The sequence below is a fragment of the Paenibacillus yanchengensis genome (genome assembly GCF_042684845.1).
GTDB classification, from domain to species: Bacteria; Bacillota; Bacilli; order Paenibacillales; family Paenibacillaceae; genus Pristimantibacillus; species Pristimantibacillus yanchengensis.
On sequence record NZ_JBHUMH010000058.1, the window covers coordinates 20,630 to 37,871 of the forward strand.

The 17,242-nt window shown below is 38.9% G+C and carries 15 protein-coding genes; 2 read left to right on the plus strand and 13 right to left on the minus strand.

The window, feature by feature from the left end:
- Nucleotides 1–11 precede the first annotated feature (11 nt).
- The 3 genes from ACFSTH_RS15835 to ACFSTH_RS15845 form a co-directional block, all read right to left on the minus strand.
- The gene (locus ACFSTH_RS15835) at nucleotides 12–230 is read right to left on the minus strand and encodes a twin-arginine translocase TatA/TatE family subunit (RefSeq protein ID WP_377769856.1); all 219 of its coding nucleotides are present in this window, start codon (nucleotides 228–230) and stop codon (nucleotides 12–14) included.
- 243 nt (nucleotides 231–473) lie between these two features.
- Nucleotides 474–977, minus strand: a complete 504-nt coding sequence (locus tag ACFSTH_RS15840) for a MogA/MoaB family molybdenum cofactor biosynthesis protein (protein ID WP_377769857.1) — start codon at nucleotides 975–977, stop codon at nucleotides 474–476.
- Nucleotides 978–1,105: 128 nt separating this feature from the next.
- Complete coding sequence (locus tag ACFSTH_RS15845; protein WP_377769858.1) at nucleotides 1,106–1,714, minus strand: 5-formyltetrahydrofolate cyclo-ligase; 609 nt, start codon at nucleotides 1,712–1,714, stop codon at nucleotides 1,106–1,108.
- A 106-nt stretch (nucleotides 1,715–1,820) separates the two neighbouring features.
- Between ACFSTH_RS15845 and ACFSTH_RS15850 the strand changes: the two genes are divergently transcribed.
- A complete protein-coding gene (locus ACFSTH_RS15850) occupies nucleotides 1,821–3,791 on the plus strand; it encodes an ABC-F family ATP-binding cassette domain-containing protein (protein ID WP_377769859.1) in 1,971 nt (656 codons plus the stop codon).
- 76 nt (nucleotides 3,792–3,867) lie between these two features.
- Here ACFSTH_RS15850 and ACFSTH_RS15855 read toward each other — a convergent pair whose 3' ends face one another.
- The 9 genes from ACFSTH_RS15855 to ACFSTH_RS15895 all read right to left on the minus strand — a co-directional run bounded on the left by ACFSTH_RS15855 (nucleotide 3,868) and on the right by ACFSTH_RS15895 (nucleotide 15,051).
- Nucleotides 3,868–4,518, minus strand: a complete 651-nt coding sequence (locus ACFSTH_RS15855; protein WP_377769860.1) for a response regulator transcription factor — start codon at nucleotides 4,516–4,518, stop codon at nucleotides 3,868–3,870.
- A gap of 19 nt (nucleotides 4,519–4,537) precedes the next feature.
- A complete protein-coding gene (locus ACFSTH_RS15860) occupies nucleotides 4,538–6,898 on the minus strand; it encodes an ATP-binding protein (RefSeq protein ID WP_377769861.1) in 2,361 nt (786 codons plus the stop codon).
- A 939-nt stretch (nucleotides 6,899–7,837) separates the two neighbouring features.
- Nucleotides 7,838–8,887, minus strand: a complete 1,050-nt coding sequence (gene tsaD / locus ACFSTH_RS15865) for a tRNA (adenosine(37)-N6)-threonylcarbamoyltransferase complex transferase subunit TsaD (RefSeq protein ID WP_377769940.1) — start codon at nucleotides 8,885–8,887, stop codon at nucleotides 7,838–7,840.
- Between the two features lie 31 nt (nucleotides 8,888–8,918).
- Nucleotides 8,919–9,419 carry a ribosomal protein S18-alanine N-acetyltransferase gene (rimI, locus tag ACFSTH_RS15870; RefSeq protein ID WP_377769862.1) on the minus strand — a complete coding sequence of 167 codons (501 nt, stop codon included), beginning with the start codon at nucleotides 9,417–9,419 and terminating at the stop codon, nucleotides 8,919–8,921.
- Nucleotides 9,420–9,443: 24 nt separating this feature from the next.
- Nucleotides 9,444–10,328 carry a tRNA (adenosine(37)-N6)-threonylcarbamoyltransferase complex dimerization subunit type 1 TsaB gene (gene tsaB / locus ACFSTH_RS15875; protein ID WP_377769864.1) on the minus strand — a complete coding sequence of 295 codons (885 nt, stop codon included), beginning with the start codon at nucleotides 10,326–10,328 and terminating at the stop codon, nucleotides 9,444–9,446.
- Nucleotides 10,325–10,837, minus strand: coding sequence for a tRNA (adenosine(37)-N6)-threonylcarbamoyltransferase complex ATPase subunit type 1 TsaE (tsaE, locus tag ACFSTH_RS15880; protein WP_377769865.1), 513 nt, complete (start codon nucleotides 10,835–10,837; stop codon nucleotides 10,325–10,327). The genes tsaB and tsaE overlap by 4 nt, the downstream gene beginning before the upstream one ends.
- Nucleotides 10,838–10,984: 147 nt before the next feature.
- Nucleotides 10,985–12,058, minus strand: a complete 1,074-nt coding sequence (locus ACFSTH_RS15885) for an HD-GYP domain-containing protein (RefSeq protein WP_377769942.1) — start codon at nucleotides 12,056–12,058, stop codon at nucleotides 10,985–10,987.
- A gap of 105 nt (nucleotides 12,059–12,163) precedes the next feature.
- Nucleotides 12,164–13,846, minus strand: coding sequence for a histidine kinase N-terminal 7TM domain-containing diguanylate cyclase (locus ACFSTH_RS15890; RefSeq protein ID WP_377769866.1), 1,683 nt, complete (start codon nucleotides 13,844–13,846; stop codon nucleotides 12,164–12,166).
- Nucleotides 13,847–13,887: 41 nt separating this feature from the next.
- Nucleotides 13,888–15,051 carry a class I SAM-dependent methyltransferase gene (locus tag ACFSTH_RS15895; RefSeq protein ID WP_377769867.1) on the minus strand — a complete coding sequence of 388 codons (1,164 nt, stop codon included), beginning with the start codon at nucleotides 15,049–15,051 and terminating at the stop codon, nucleotides 13,888–13,890.
- 160 nt (nucleotides 15,052–15,211) lie between these two features.
- Between ACFSTH_RS15895 and ACFSTH_RS15900 the strand changes: the two genes are divergently transcribed.
- Nucleotides 15,212–15,445 carry a DUF1128 domain-containing protein gene (locus tag ACFSTH_RS15900; protein WP_377769868.1) on the plus strand — a complete coding sequence of 78 codons (234 nt, stop codon included), beginning with the start codon at nucleotides 15,212–15,214 and terminating at the stop codon, nucleotides 15,443–15,445.
- Nucleotides 15,446–15,556: 111 nt separating this feature from the next.
- Here the strand turns inward: ACFSTH_RS15900 and ACFSTH_RS15905 are convergent, their stop codons facing one another.
- A complete protein-coding gene (locus ACFSTH_RS15905; RefSeq protein ID WP_377769869.1) occupies nucleotides 15,557–17,188 on the minus strand; it encodes a UDP-glucose--hexose-1-phosphate uridylyltransferase in 1,632 nt (543 codons plus the stop codon).
- Nucleotides 17,189–17,242: the final 54 nt, after the last annotated feature.

Below are 17,242 nucleotides of genomic sequence, written 5' to 3' on the forward strand. Positions count from 1 at the left end.
AAAGCGGCCCCTTATTCCGGCAACCGCTTGCTACTATTATCGCTATATTCAACTGGCTGAGATTCCTTACGTTTTTGCTGATCTTCTTCGTTCATCATTTCTCTAGCGCCAGACTTAAACTCACGTAAAGTTCGACCTACAGCACGACCTAGTTCAGGTAATCTCTTCGGTCCAAACAGCAGGAGAGCAACTATAACAAGCAAAATTATGCCCGTTGGTCCAATATTCATTGTACTTCCTCCTAAATCATTATTCACTTCATTACTTATTAACCCACTTTTTATCATACTGCATTTAATTATTGCAAAGCAAGTATTACTACACAATTATAACACAATTACGACAATTATCCGACTAGATACAAACGCTTCCACCCGGCTCCTTCTATATTAACATAACCACAACTGCCTAAATATAGTTACTTTGTGACAAATGTTTGTCTTTGCTACGATATAATTAGACAACTGGCTTGCTTAGTCATTAAATTCAGAAACGTTATTATATTTACCAGATATGATAGCTAGTGCATGAGGTAGTTGATCTAATATGGCTATTAAACTTTCGTGAACCCCTTTTGGGCTCCCCGGCAAATTAACGATCAATGAGTTTCCTCTAATCCCACATACTCCTCTAGTCAGCATCGCCCGTCTTGTTCGTTGTAATGCCCCAATACGCATCGCTTCCGCCAACCCGGGTACTTCTCGATCTATTACCTTAAGCGTAGCATCTGGCGTAATGTCTCGTGGTGCAAGTCCCGTTCCACCTGTCGTTAATACAAGGTCCGCTTGATAATATTCTGTCATTTCAATTAGTGCAGCCATTATTTCATCTTGCTCATCGGGCACAATGCGATAGTCTACAATTTCACCGCCCAATTCTTCTTCCACCAGCTCGCGTATTACTTGTGCACTCGTATCTTCCCGTTCTCCTCGTGCTCCTTTGTCACTGGCTGTCAGCAAAGCAACTTTCCATTGCATACAATCGTCCTCCTATCTCCGCCCAAATTAACTCTCTACATTACAAATCATTTTATTAACTATATAAATAATTCTTGCTATAAAATAAAACTCCTGTTTGTCTGTAAAATTATTTTTAATAAATCTATTTAATATACCTTTTCAGATTGCAAATGATATAATTTATACTCTGTTACAAGCATGTCCATTGGAAAGTCATGTTCTTCCATAGGAATATGCGATACGAGTTGTTGTTCAAAAGCAGCTCCTATTATTACAGGCTTATGCTTCTGCCCATTTGCTGCTATCCATCGATCATAATATCCCGCACCATAACCAAGCCTACCGCCTTGTCTATCAAAAGCAACACCGGGTACAATGATAACATCTGGTATTACGTTGTTTGCTAATCGTTGCTGAAGATACGGCTCCTGAATGCCCATCGCTCCAGATTGCAGTTCATCTAACGAACCAACTTCATATATAGTAAATGTATGCTCAGATGGATTAGTTTTTGGCATATAGACGTTAATAGCATTACGCCAGCACCATGTAATAGTGCCCGTCAAATTTAGCTCTAGTGGTAAAGCGCTATAAACTAGAATAGAAGTGTACGTTTGCTCACGCAACCAATCTATTATATGGATATTGGCGGCATTGCTCCAGCTAAGGCGATTTGCAACCGTTACTCGTTTGCGCGCTTGTTTCACCTGCTCACGAATCGTTTGCTTTTGCTCCTGAACGGTCAGTTTGTCCATAAATAGTCATCCATTCTGAATCATACTGTTTTTTTATCTATATGTAGTGTACCATTGAAAGAAGAGATTAGCCAATAATTGAAAGTGAATTAATGGGGGATTAACCATGCTATTGCAAGTTTCAAACATAAGTAAAAGTTTTGGTGTGAATCAAATTTTAAATAACATTTCTTTTCAAATTCAAACGCGTGATCGAATAGGTTTAGTAGGTATAAATGGTGCAGGAAAATCTACACTAATGAAAATAATCGCTGGAGAAATGAATGCAGATAGCGGCGATATTCATAAAGCAAAAGATACCGTACTTGGTTATTTAGCACAAAACAGCGGATTATCTTCCGAACGAACGATGAAGGATGAACTACGTTCCGTTTTTCAATCGCTATTAGATGTAGAAGTAGAGCTGCGCGAGTTGGAAGTACAAATTGCTGATCCACAGTTACATGCGGACGAAAAAAAATATGAAGATGTATTAGATCGCTATGCTCGCCGCTCAGATTGGTTTCGTGAACAAGGTGGATTCGAAATTAACACCAAAATTCATAGCGTCCTACACGGGATGGGATTCGCCGAAATAGCTGATCATACCATTATCTCCACTTTGAGTGGAGGGCAAAAAACAAGATTGGCGTTAGCCAAACTTTTATTGCAGCAACCCGATCTATTAATGTTAGATGAGCCTACCAACTACTTAGATATCGAAACGTTAACATGGCTAGAAAATTACTTACGTTCTTATCCTGGGGCAATTTTGATTGTCTCTCACGACCGCTATTTTTTAGATACATTAACACAAACTATTATTGAAATAGAACGACATATCGCCAAACGATATGCTGGAAATTATAGTCGTTATAGAGAACTTAAAGCAGCTGAGTATGCATCGGATATGAAACGGTTTGATAAGCAACAAACGGAGATCGCTCGCATGGAGCAATTTGTGCAGCGTAATTTAGTGAGGGCAACGACAACAAAACGAGCGCAAAGTAGAAGAAAAGCATTAGACAAGATGGAGAAGTTGGACCGACCACAAGGAGAGTTGAAAAAGGCACATTTCACTTTTGAGATGGAACGATTTTCCGGTAAGGATGTACTATTTGTTGATAGCTTATCCTTTACATATCCCGATCAACCTACACCTGTTTTTGAAAAAGTATCTTTTGATTTGAAACGGGGAGAAACCGTAGCTCTCATTGGTCCTAATGGAACAGGAAAATCTACTTTGCTCAAAACCATCACTGGCAGTTTGCAAGCACAATCTGGTCAAGTCCGATTCGGAAGCAATGTAAAGGTCGGTTATTATGATCAAGAGCAACACCAATTGAATCCGCAAAACACTGTTTTAGAAGAGCTATGGAATGAATACCCCCATGTCGAAGAAGCAAGAATTAGAACAATACTCGGTAATTTTCTATTCAGCGGTGAAGATGTGCTCAAACATATTTCTACATTAAGCGGCGGCGAACGTGCCCGTGTCGCTTTGGCAAAATTAATGCTAGTCCAAGCTAATTTACTTATATTAGATGAGCCTACAAACCATTTAGACTTGTTTAGTAAGGAAGTATTGGAAGCTGCTTTACTTGATTATGAAGGTACGTTACTTTTTATTTCGCATGACCGTTACTTTCTTAACAAAATGGCGGAGCGAATTGTCGAATTGCACGCACATGGTGTAGATCATTTCCTGGGCAATTATGACGAAATGTTAGAGAAGAAGCGTGAATTAGAAGAAATTGAAATGGAGCTTGCTTTACAGACAGATAAGTCCGCTAAAAAACAAGCTACGAACTCTAATCCAAGTACAACAGCTCAATCAGCTAATAAGTCATTGAATCAATTCGAAGCAGACAAGCAGTTAAAAAGAGAACAGCGTAATCGTCAACGAAAATTAGAACAAGCTGAAGCTGCTATTGCAGAACTAGAACAAACGATAGCAGAGCTTGAGCTTGAGCTGACCAATCCAGATATATTTCAAGACTATGTAAAAATTCAACAACTACAGCAACAAATAGATGATAACCAGCTCCAATTAACAACAGTTATGGAGGAGTGGGAGCAGTTGTTAGAAGAAGAGTAGCTAGTTTTAGCAAGCTAGCTCCCTTCCTTCCTTTCTTTTCATTTCTACTAATGCTGTTTTTCATACAATTATTGCCTCAAAACTGTTCCATCGAAATGAGCCCTAACCGTTTCGCTTCACCTATTGCTTCCGCACGGGAACGGACGTTTAATTTTTCAAAAATTTTAGTTAATTGATACTCGACAGAGCGCTGACTAATATGGAGCAACAAAGACAGTTCTTTGTTGCTCATTCCCGCTGCTATTTCTTGCAGTATAAGCAATTCTTTTTCATTAATAGACTCTTCTGCTACCCGTAATCCTTTGCGATAAAGCGGCACTTCTTGCCGTCTGAGCTGTCTTAACAAAGAAATGGGAATTATTGCTTCGCCATGAATCGCCGCATAGATCGCTTGCAACATTCGAGCTTGTGTCATTGTCTTCGAAATAAATCCGGACACGCCAGCTTCAATTAATAGATTAAAATGGGAACCGATTTCATAGCCAGAATATATAATAACTTTGTATTTTGGGTCCAGCTGTAACAATCGTTTCGTCAATTCGAGCCCGCTAATCCCAGGCATATTCAAATCACATAATACGACATCGAAATGCTGTTCTTGCACAATATCGAGTGCCTCCAGCGCAGACAAGACGACTTTAACTTCGATTAGTTTATCTTGTTCGATCATCGTTTTTGTTCCTTCCCCTACAGAAGGATGATCATCTACTAATAAAATCCGGATCACGTATCTTATCCCCCTTTGTTTAGTTTTCCATCATGATAGCCGGAATAACGATAGCGATCTGTAATCCAGCATTAATTTGAGAGGTCATCGTTATTGTCCCTTCCAAACTAGCTACTCTTTCTTTCATACTAGACAATCCCATATGCTGAAAACTTTCTTGAACATCGTCTATGTTAAATCCTATTCCATCATCGTTATAGTTAAAATAAATAAATCCATCCTGCACAGATAACTGTAGCTCAACAGTAGCTGCCTGCGCATGTTTAGCTGCATTATGAAGTAGTTCTTGAACAATCCGATAAAGGGCTGTTTTTTCCTCTTCATGCAGTTGACCTTCGATGGAACCAATAATATAACTAATTTCAAAATCGACATATTGCTGTTGATGCGCAACTAGTGCTCGAATAGCTGCTTCTATTCCTGTTTCCTTGAGCAGTGGTGGACGCAATTGGTTACATGTTTCCCGGATAAGCTCGGTAATATAAAGGGTAGCTTGTTTCATCTCCACCAGTTGCTGCATTAACGCCGATGGTAATCTAGCCGTCAACGTTAACGATTCTATTTTGCGAAACAACAACACTTGCTCTTGTAACACTGTATCATGCAGATCAGCAGCTAACTTGCGTCTTTCCTTTTCGGAGAGCGCAAATAACAATCGAGAAACCCATGTGGAGGAAATATGTTGCTTATTAATTTCAGCTTCCATCTCGGCTTGCAAACCTTGTACTAAATATAAATTTTCCAGCACAATTGTAGTGTAGTTCGCGATCATTTTTAACCAGCCTAGCTCTTCACTATAAAATCGAGCTTTGTTTTGTTTATGACTAATTAATAATAAGTAGCGATCCGTTTGTCGTTTTTCGAGAACGATACCTAGACCAAATGGTAATTCTATTACTTCTCCTTGCTCAAACTTTCCAATCGTATGTAATAAAAATGATTCGTCTAGTAATGGATTCGTTTGACCACCAATTATTGTAATTTTCTGTTGCTGATGAATACACAAAAGTTGGACTTGAGTTACTCGTAATACCGATGTAATTTCTAACTGCAACATGTCAGCCAATTGTTCCATATTCATAATTTGAGCAGATTGATTAGAAATTCGATCCAAACTTTGTTGGTAACGATACATATCTTTAAAAAATTTGGGTCGATAATGTTGATCCACTTCTTCTTTTATATAAAGCAGTAGCGTTAATGCCAAGTTAATAAATATAAAGCTTAAAAACCAAATGTGCCACAGCGGTCTGTTCGTTTGCCAAAAAACAACAGTAATAAACGTTGCGAGCAACAATGCCGGTCCAATCGTTAAAGCAGTAAAGTATTTCATACGTGCTAACATATAGCGATGATCCACTTTTGTATCAATGAAATAATAATAAATAAGTGGTAGCAAAAAAACGAGCAGTAGCGAGTATGAAGGTGCTAACCAATATGTACTCTTTAGTAAGAGTGGTAATATGGCGATTATGATTACGGGAAAAAAAGCAATAAAATGTGTGCTTATTATTATTATATAAGATGATCGCTGTTCCGTTTTCCGGTAGCGCCAGTTATTCACAATGGGGATAACTAGACAACTGACATAAATACATAATGTTAGACCGTAATAGATCTGCTTCGTTAATGGCAATTGCTCCACAGTTAGTTTCGGTATTCCTAAATAAACAAAACTACTTATAACAACTATTCCAGCAATACCCCAACAAATGTACAAGATATTTTTCCTTATAAACGGTAATTTTTGCTGTGCAAAATAACGATTTATAAGCGTCAAAGAAAAGATTGGGATAGTGGGAAATAATATCATTAGAAAATACACCGCCCATTTATTTTGCATGGTTGCGGCATTTGCTGCCAAATAAATAGCTCCTAATAGGAGCAAAAAATAAATAAGGTGCAAGGCGTTTTTATGTTTTTTTTGTTTCCATAGTAATAATACGAGTAAACTACATAAAAAAATAAAAGCTAGCATTGGCAAATATAGCTGCATAAATAATACGTTCATCGGTTGCTGTTCAGCCCAAGAAGTTGCAAAGTTGTACGTTGTAAACTGATATGTTTCCGGATTATATGAATTAGCAATATTAATATTCTCCAATTCAAATAATTTTCTAGATAGTAAATCATGACTCAAATATAAATGCGCTTGTTCGTCGTTAATTCGAATAACGATATCTCCTACACGCATTCCTTTATTACTAGCTTGCCCATAAGGATCAAGTGCAGCAACGACCAAATCTCCTCGATCATTTAACGCTAAACTAATTCCAATTGACGGTGACTGCAATACATATGATCCCCAATAGAAGTAACAAAACACAAAAAAAACAATGCCAAGAGTCGTTAACATTCGTTTCAGATCATGTTGCTTCATTAACTCCTCTTCCCCTTTTACTAGCAGCTCGTCCTATGTATATTATACTATTTTTTACCGATAAAACTACTAATTCCAACAATTTTAGTATACTTTATAATCAACTTTCTCCATTCATACACATATACACAACCTTATCCACAGCATCTGTATAATTTTTAGTCAATTCTGTCTATTATCGTATGAGATAAACCGTCGATAATCGTCACTTTTTTAGATCATTGTCGATTAACAAATCATTATGTTAGCAACTATCCACTTTATCCACAATATCCACATCCCATCTGTGAAAAAATTATCCACTGTTACAAAATTACCGTATACATTAAAAACCGTTGATTTTACAGGGTTTTCACAAAGTTATGCACATTCTGTGGATGATTGTGCATAACTTTGTGCACAACACAACTAATTATTCTTTTTCATTATATTTGATTACTTATTTTCTTTCATAATCGCTACTTTTCTCGCCTTTCGCCCATAAAAAAAATGCTTATCTTCTCCTATGCAAGAGATGACAAGCATTTAGCCGCGCGGTACCACCTTGGTTGATCTACCTCAAAATCAGTACTTGACGTATAAAGGTGTAGATAGTCCCTCACAGCTCTAATATTTACATGAAGTAGGAAGCAATTTATACGATATTTCACACAAGTTGCCTCTAAATGGATTGCAAACGATGCCTATTGTACGAAAATTCATACAAAAAACAAGGTGCGGCATTCAAAAAGCCAAATTTTGTACGATTTATCATATAAATCAGTCATCACTGCCTGGAATAGACCATTCTCTGTATGAAAAATCGTACAAAACGGTTTTCCATGACGCGCTACCCAATCAACATCATCACACGTCAAGCACTGATTTTGGTTTTGAGCCATTTTTATAGTAACATACCGTTCATAAAGATACTATGGGTAACTTTAATACACTTCTCGGCTACCATTCTTCTAACGAAAAACCTGCTTCTGCTTGTATTTCCAATGATGAAAACTGCTTTCGTTCTAATTTTAATTGCGCAGCAGCACCGATCATTGCTGCATTGTCTGTGCATAAGGATAACGGTGGAACGAGTAATTCCACTCCTATTTGGGCACAGCTTATCGCCAATTGCTGTCGTAACCCTTGATTAGCGGCTACCCCGCCAGATAGCAATAATTGTTTCACACCATACTGCTGTACAGCCCGTGCCGCTTTGGTCGTTAACACTTCAATGACAGATTCCTGAAAGCCACGAGCTATAGCGGAAGTATCTAACGGTTGTTGCTTCATATTAGCAATATTAATTGCCGATAATACTGCTGATTTCAAACCACTAAAACTAAAGTCGTAGCTGCCTTCTTCCAGCCAAGCTCGTGGCAATGTAATAGCTAACGAAGCTTCTTGTGCCAGCTTATCAATATGCGGACCGCCAGGGTATGGCAACTTCAGCGCTCGAGCTACTTTGTCATACGCTTCACCAACGGCATCATCACGAGTCTTGCCAATAATTTCGAATGAACCTCTTTCTCGCATATAAACAAGTTCCGTATGCCCACCGGACACGACTAGCGCCATACTTGGGTACACAATAGTACTAACTAGCTCGTTAGCATAAATATGACCAGCTATATGGTGCGTGCCAATTAACGGTATTTGCAATGCAAGTGCTAAGCTTTTTGCTGCTATAATCCCTACAAGTAATGCTCCCACTAAACCGGGACCTTGTGTTACGGCAATTGCTGTCATATCGGATAATTGGTAGCCAGACTTCGCCACCGCTTCTTCAATAATGATCGTCATTGTCTCCACATGCTTCCGTGAAGCAATTTCTGGAACTACACCACCATACTGTGCATGAACGTCTATTTGACTGCTCACCACGTTCGACAGAATGTGTTTGCCATCCGCTATAACAGCTACCGCTGTTTCATCGCAACTCGTTTCAATAGCCAAAATAATATGTTGATAGTGATTGCTTCGTACAGCTTGCGAAACTTCATCTTTAATAGTCAAACTAACTCACTCTTTTCCCGCAAAATTATGGTTGCAATTCCGCCCACATAATTAACGCATCTTCGTTATTGTCCGTATAGTAGCCTGGTCTTACGCCAGCGGCTATAAAACCATGCTGCTCATATAAATGTTGCGCTACTTCATTTGAGACACGTACTTCTAAAGTCATCTGCTTCGCTCCGAAATACATCGCAGTATGTTGTAATTTCCGCAATAATAATGTACCGAGTCCTTGTTTTCGATAATCGTGATGAATAGCTATATTCGTAACGTGTGCTTCATCGACAATTAACCATAACCCACCATACCCGATAACTTGTTGTTCAAACTCTACCACAATATATTTGGCAAGCATATTTTCTGTTAATTCCTGTACAAAAGATTGCGCACTCCATGGTTCTCCAAAAGAATCTTGTTCAATAGCAATTACTGTTGGAATGTCGGTAACTATCATGGGGCGAAATACTATATCGTCTGCTAATTGATAAGCACGTTCATGATGATCTTTGTTATCTGGTGATACCATACTGTCACTGCCTTTCTTAGCTGCCTACAATTTCTTCTGCAAGTTAACTTCTGCTTCGGTCAATTGCGCATAGTTGGGAGCAACAGTATGAATAGCCATTCCTTCATGAACAGCTTCTCCTTGCTGCATGTGCCAATGACCAAGCTCAGCCAAATAGCGTCCGTCTAGTAAAAAAGATTGTATATGTACTACAATTCCTTTTCGTTGCAGCAGCTCCTGCACTTGCTCTAACGAAGCCAGATGCACATCTAATTCCCCTACAAACCATAGATGTAGCTCTACTTCATCTTCCCCTATAACCTGCTCTGCTCTCTCAGTAAGTACTTCGATCCACTGCTCCATTAACAAGACAGCATCCGGCTGCCAAGCATGCCAAGCGCTTTGCTCTAGCCTCGTTATATAAGAACCTGACTCTGCACGATCTAGCGCTATTCTCGCCGTCCCTTTCGCTTCGTACGCAGCTGTATAGACTTGTCCACGACGTGCATCCATCAACGGAATAACCCAATGTAAACTTTGCTTCGTACTTGAACTATTGTCATCCAAACTATTTTGTTGTCCAACCGACCAACCGCCCCAAGCGAGTGCTGCAAGCGTCGATACAGTTACTAATGGTTTTTTCCAAGCATAGGCAAGTGTTTTTCCAGCAGAAACCGCTACTCGCACACCAGTATACGATCCTGGTCCAATGCCAATCACAATTGCTGCCAAATCAGTTCCTTGCAAGGAACTAGTCTCCAGCAATTGTTGAACGTGAGATACCGCATATACAGAGTGGCTACGATGTGCAATCGTTTGTTGTTCCGCTAATGTCGTATTATCATCCACGATAGCGCAAGCAATGACAGAAGTCGCCGTGTCTAATGCCAATATCGCTCCTATCGCATATTGTTCTTTCGATTGATTCATAAGCTGTCTCCTATATGTGCAAGGTGCTGCAACGTGTTCACCATCTGTGAATACGGCGCTCCCCATCCCGTAATATGAAAAGTTCTACTTGTTACTGCATGTGCTGTATCCTCTATAGGGTAGGCAATATAAATCGCAAGTTTAGCCGGTGGTAACAAGGGCTCGATAATGCTTGCCCATTCAATTAAAGTTATACCATCCCCATAAATGTATTCATCTAATCCCAGCTCATCTGCTTCCTGGATCGACAAACGGTATACATCCATATGATATATAGGCAATTGATCACCATTGTACTCTTTAATAATAGTGAATGTCGGGCTGCTTACTTGCTCCGTAACACCAAGTGCTCGAGCAAACGCTTGGCTAAACGTCGTTTTTCCTGCTCCTAAATCTCCATCCAGAGTAATAACAGTCCCCTGCTCAACGAGAGAGGCAATCCACCCTGCCAATCGCTCGGTATCTTCAACACTCTCGGACAACCACTGCCACTTTATTTCGTCTATCATCTTTATCACCCGTTTCTTTCTATACTCATTTTACACAACAAACCTTCCTGTTTCCAGCATGTTACACTGTCTACGAGGAAGGCACGTTTCGTTTTCTATCTAGTCAATATACAAAATGTATATGATATGCTCACTGGTCAGAATTTGCTATAATTCTTTTGTTATCGTTACATCTCTTCGATCCTTTAATTCAATTTCATATGGCGTAGCAGGCGCATTGCCATCGGCTTCTTTTAGGACACGTACTTTCGGTCGATGCAACGCCAATGTATTATTTTCACTAACAACTACCATTTGACCCGTATTTAACATCAAAGTTGTCGCTACCGGATAAATCGAAATATGACTGCAAAATAACTTAATCAATTCATGGTCAAAATAAGTGCCTCCAGCTGCAAATAAATATTCAATCGCCTCGCTTACCGTATACCGTTTGCGATAGGGACGATTGGAAGTTAATGCATCGAATGTATCAGCTAAACCTACAATTTGAGCATACAGATGTATTTCATCTTTTTCTAATTGTCGTGGATAACCACTCCCATTAAAACGCTCATGATGCTGCAAAGCACAATGCGCCGACATTAACGATATGTCGCCATGCTTGCGCAATATGTTAAAACCTTCCTTGGGATGCGCTTGCACTATTTCCATTTCATCTTTCGTCAAAGGGCCTTTTTTATTTATAATAGCAGCAGGAACTTTACTCATTCCAATATCGAACAATAAAGCTCCTACCCCTAATTCCTCAAGCTGATTACGATTGAATCCTTTGGCTAAACCTACAATGCTAGACAAAACCGCAACATTAAAAGAATGTTGAAATAAATAAGCGTCGGTGGAATGTATAGTTTCTAAATTAATTAGCATCGTAGAACGATTCGATAAATCTGTCATAATACTGCTAAACGTATGGCGGAACTTTCGCCCCATATCTGGTTCGATTACTCTACCTTTTACATCTTGTGCATCTTTAAAGGAATGCATAACATTGTGTATTTCGCGGACAGCTTGACGACGCGTTTCTTCACTTATTATCTCTTCTGGATGAATATCATCTGTTTTTCCATCTTCCACAAACAAATAATCAATGCCAAGATGGCGTAAACGTTGAATATAACGATCATTCAGTTCTACACCTTCTCCTAACAAAACATTACCATTTTCTTGAAAGATCGTTCTGGCTACCAGCTGACCAGACTCTACCCGATCAATGTGCATTCTTCTCAAAGATTTTCCCGCCTTTAAAACCGACTGCTTACTATTCGTCCTCACATTGTAACATTTGTTGAGAATGATGACTACGTTTCTACTATGCTGTTCATCTTAAAATATGCGACTCACTACTTTATTGCGACCATGTGCTTTTGCTTCATATAAAGCGTCATCTGCAACATGAATAATATCACGCAGTATTAGTTTCACATCTTTTTCTTTCCACAAATGTACATTTTCTATCATAGTAATGCCGATACTTACCGTCACCGCTAACGATTCTGTAATTTTTTCTACATATATTTCATGCAAAGCAACCTTCATCCGGATGTTTTCTGCAATGTGAATAGCTTGCTCCATATTTGTCTCTGGCAAATATACAATAAATTCTTCCCCACCGTACCTAGCAAATAAATGATGCGAAGATAGCTCTTTACGAATTACCGCTACTGTCTTTTGCAGTATATAATCTCCTACGAGATGACTATACTTATCGTTTATTGTTTTGAAAAAATCCAGATCAATAATAAATATAGAAAAAGGCGCGTGACCATCCGTAAATTGTCTCAAACGATCCTCTAACTGCTCCATAATATATCGTCGATTATATATGCCTGTCAAACTATCCGTTATCGCCATATGCTCCAACTTTTTGTTTGCTTCAAACAGTTCTTTTTGCATCAATAACAGCTGTTTGTTGCGTTCTTCTAACAACGTGTTTTTTCGATTTGCTTCTTCTACGAGATGCCTCATCTCCGTCACGTCCTGCAACGTAATGACACGACCTAACAATTTGTTACGCTTATCAACGATGGGTGCAGATTGAATAATCAAATGCTTCTGTGGATGTGCCCCAAAAGCAATGGCATGCTCGATTCGCTCATATGATTTGGCACGCTGCATAGAAAAAAAATATTTCAACTGATGAAACGTCGGATCGCTCACTTGTTTTTCCAGTAATTTTTCATCAAATATTTCACCTACGCGTAATCGTAAATAAGGATAAACCCCTTTATTCATATCGACTACCATCTGGTGCTCATCAAGTACGATTACTCCCATTCCCATCGTATTAATAGCATCACGCTGCACAATGTGAATCATATCAAATACTTTGTTACGAGTAATGGCATATACAAAATAACAAGCAGCAACGACAAAACCAATAGAGGTTAGTGGAATAAAGCCATCGATTACCGATTTAAATATAACATTAATTATTAAATCCGATAAAGCAAACATGACGAACATATTTAATCCGATCAATGCCGTTCTAACTATCATCTTTTGTCGCGCAGAATTAGTATCCCGCATAGATGTAAACATTAAATAATAATTGCACCCCATATAAAATAGCAGTTGTCCAATCATTACCCAGTATAGAATGCCTGCTTGCTGAATTTTTCCAAACTGAACGCCATACTCAAAAGTAATAAATTGATTAGCTGGATTCATAATAACTAACACAACCGATAGTAAAGCCGGAATTAAAAACAACCGATTCCTTTTGCTATGAAACAAATGAAATCTTCCGGTAAGATGGATAATGAAAATAAGCCAAGCTAATCCAAGCAAAGATAAACTAATATAGGAACCTTGTAAGTAAAAATGTTTGTAACGAACATCCGTTGTCGTGAATGAAGCAAATTGAGTAATAGGCCAAACCATAAATAGTAAATGTAATAACAAATAAGATCTGTGCAATGCTGTAATGGAGCTGGATGCAAAAATATATAAATACAAAGCTAATAATATTAAAAACATACCTAATTCAACCCATATAATCCCATCCACACAACTCACCTACTATTTATCGATTCATTAACGTTTATAAATTAAATATTTAACATTTGCTCAAGCGCAGGTTCAATATGCAACGTTTCCTTATAGCATAAATATTCTTCCCACTTTTGCTTTGATATGCCACTATTTTCTACTTTGGTCGCACGAATCATTATATTTTTAGGAGTATGTTCCAAATCTATAAATTCTAACATCTGCACTTTATAGCCTACCGTTTGCAACAAATGAGAACGAGCCGCATCAGTCACGAGCGCAGTAAATCTTTCTTTCAGTAAACCATGCGATAACAACGGCGTTAAATTAGCGTTTTCCAGCTGTTTAAACAACTGATGTTGACAGCATGGGACAGACATAATAACCGAAGCACCCCACTGGACAGCCTTAGCAAGCGCAGCATCTGTCGCCGTATCGCAAGCGTGCAGCGTAACTACCATATCCACTTGCTCTAGATCGTTATATTGCGCAATATCTCCTACCAAAAACCGTAATCCCTCATAATTAAGCTGTCTTGCTAATTGTTCACAATGTTCAATAACGTCAACTTTTAAATCAAGCCCAACCATCGTTACTTGACGACCATGTACTTCTGTTAACATATAGTACAATGCAAATGTCAAATAAGATTTGCCACAGCCAAAATCTACAATCGTTAACGGTTTATTTGGTGGCAAAGCGGGTAAAGTGTCGGCTACCATTTCTAAAAATCGATTAATTTGCCGATACTTATCTTGTTTTTTGGCAAAAATCTTGCCTTCTTTAGACATAATCCCTAGCTCTACCAAAAAAGAAATTGGTTCTCCTTCGGGAAAAATTCGTTTTTTCGTGCGGTTGTGCTCAAGTGAGGAAGTCGGTTTTTTGGTCTGTTCAAGTACACGCATAAGCGGCTTCCCTTTTTTACTTAAAAACAACTGCACCTTTTGTTCTGTCGTTTGAAATAACACTTGTCGATAATGTTCTTCGATCATCGTAACTAACTTTTCCTCGGCTTGCTCTGCTACTATGTTATCGTGAAAAACTTGATTATTTTTGTATGTAATAAATTGAAAATGGAGCTGCTGTCGTAACATTATCGCCTTTACTTCCACTTTGGCTGCAACGCTTCCATCTTTACGACGCGGCTGACTAAGTACAGCTTGTAACAATTTTCCCTGTTTCATCCAGTCTAATAGTTGTAGTGACCAGTCTTCATTCATCATACACCCCTCATTTCCTTACAATATGCGATAGTATCTAGCTGTTTCTATGAATTAAAACAATTTTATCATATTCAACCAAAGTAAGTACATCAAACTATTACTACATGTTACAATAATACTAAATATATATAAGAGCTAGCATATAGCTCAGGAGGTTATTATGATAAATCTAGAGCAACACTCAGAAGAAAATGTAGCTTATATGATTGAAACAATCAAAACTAAATTACGAATGGCATCGGGTGCTGCAATGCAGCCTACCAATTTTGATCAAGATAAATACGAAGATCTTAAAGATATTTATGATATTATCGCATCCAAAGATAAGTTCAGTATTAGCGAAGTAGAAGCACTCGTATCTGAACTTGGCAGACTGCGTAAAAAAGCAGAATAAATGTGAAAAACCTTCCTTACAGCTGGAGTAACTATTGTATGCATCACAAGCGACGCCATGACAATAATTACTAGTCATCCAGCAGTGTTAGGAAGGTTTTTTTATGCGGTATTATTTAATGACCATACCAAGCTGTTGCAAAAATGTTGCAAATGCTTGCTGTCCTTGCTCCGTACGTTTGAATACTCCTGCATCTTCTAATACTTGCAAAAACTTATTACCTGTTTCGGCAAACAACAATTGAGTAGCTTGCTCTCTCGTATGATCCGTTCCATACTGTTGCTGTAACGTTGTTATCCATGCAGCATGTTGGGCAAGTGGACTATCTTCTGGAATGGAAATGGTCGCTGCTTCATTCGTCAAATAAGCTGCCAGATCATCCAGCTCTTGTTTGAGTCGTCCCGGTAAAACCGCAAGCCCCATCACTTCAATTAGTCCAATATTTTCTTTTTTAATATGATGGCGTTCTTGATGTGGATGGAATATTCCATCCGGATGCTGCTCACTCGTTCGGTTGTTACGCAGTACTAAATCGAGTTCATAATGATATGCCGCTTCCGCTCCTGCATTCGCTCCATCATTCGGTACTAATCTAGCGATTGGCGTAATCGTATTATGCGGTATTTTTTGCTGTCCATCTTCTGTAAAGGCAGCAATTTCAACCGAAGCATCACTGTATAATCGCCACTCATCTAGTATATAACAAGCAGCAGCGTGAACCGCTTGCTTACTTGCTCCGTTCAGTCGGACAACCGACATCGGCCATTTTACAATCGAAATATCTACTGAAGCAAAGTCAGGATGACGATAGACTGCTTCTACTGGTGCTTTTTCCATGGGAAACGAATGATGACCAGCTTGGAAATGATCATGGCTTAGTATGGAACCACCAACGATTGGCAGATCCGCATTCGAACCGATAAAGTAATGGGGATATAGATCTACAAAATCAAGTAAGCGGGCAAAGGAACTATGACCAATAACCATTGGCTCATGTTCTCCTTTGAACACAATACTGTGTTCATTGTAATATACGTAAGGAGAATATTGGAAATACCATGGCTCATCTTGCAATGCTAACGGTATAATTCGCAAATTTTGCCTTGCAGGATGATTTAGCCGTCCAGCATACCCAACATTGTCCGCACATAGTGGACATTTCGGGTAATGGGCTTGTGGCATCGTACGTAACAAAGCAATTTCTTTTGGATCTTTTTCTGGTTTAGATAAATTAATCGTTATTTCTAATGCACCATAATCCGTATCATGCATCCAAACGACGTTATTAGCGATCCGATCCATTCGAATGTAATTACTGGCAATGTTAAATTGATAAAACTTATCTGTAGCCGACGATATACCATGCTGCTCTACTTCCTGCTGGAAAGAAGCAACCACCTGTGATGGCTTCGGCAATAGTAGCCCCATTATTTTCGCATCAAGCAAATCTCGATAATTGATCGTATTTTCCGCAATCAGACCGATAGAATAACCGTAATCGATCAACTGTTCTAGCAGTGGCAAAATATCGTCTGGAAATTGCGAGAGCGGCCACTCCCCTGTCGTCAGGTGAATTTGCTCCATAGCAGGCTCGCTGAATTGAAATAAAGCAAGTAGTTGGTTGCGTGTATCGCTTATATCGAGCGGATCTAGCATTAGCTTTGCTCCTGCATAGTGCAACAACTGTTCAATGGCAAGTTGCGCTTGCTGTTTCGCTTCATTCGATGGTTCTTGATGATTCATCTGCAGTAGCTCCTTTCTTGTTGAAAACGTCCATTAGTATATAGATGATCGTAT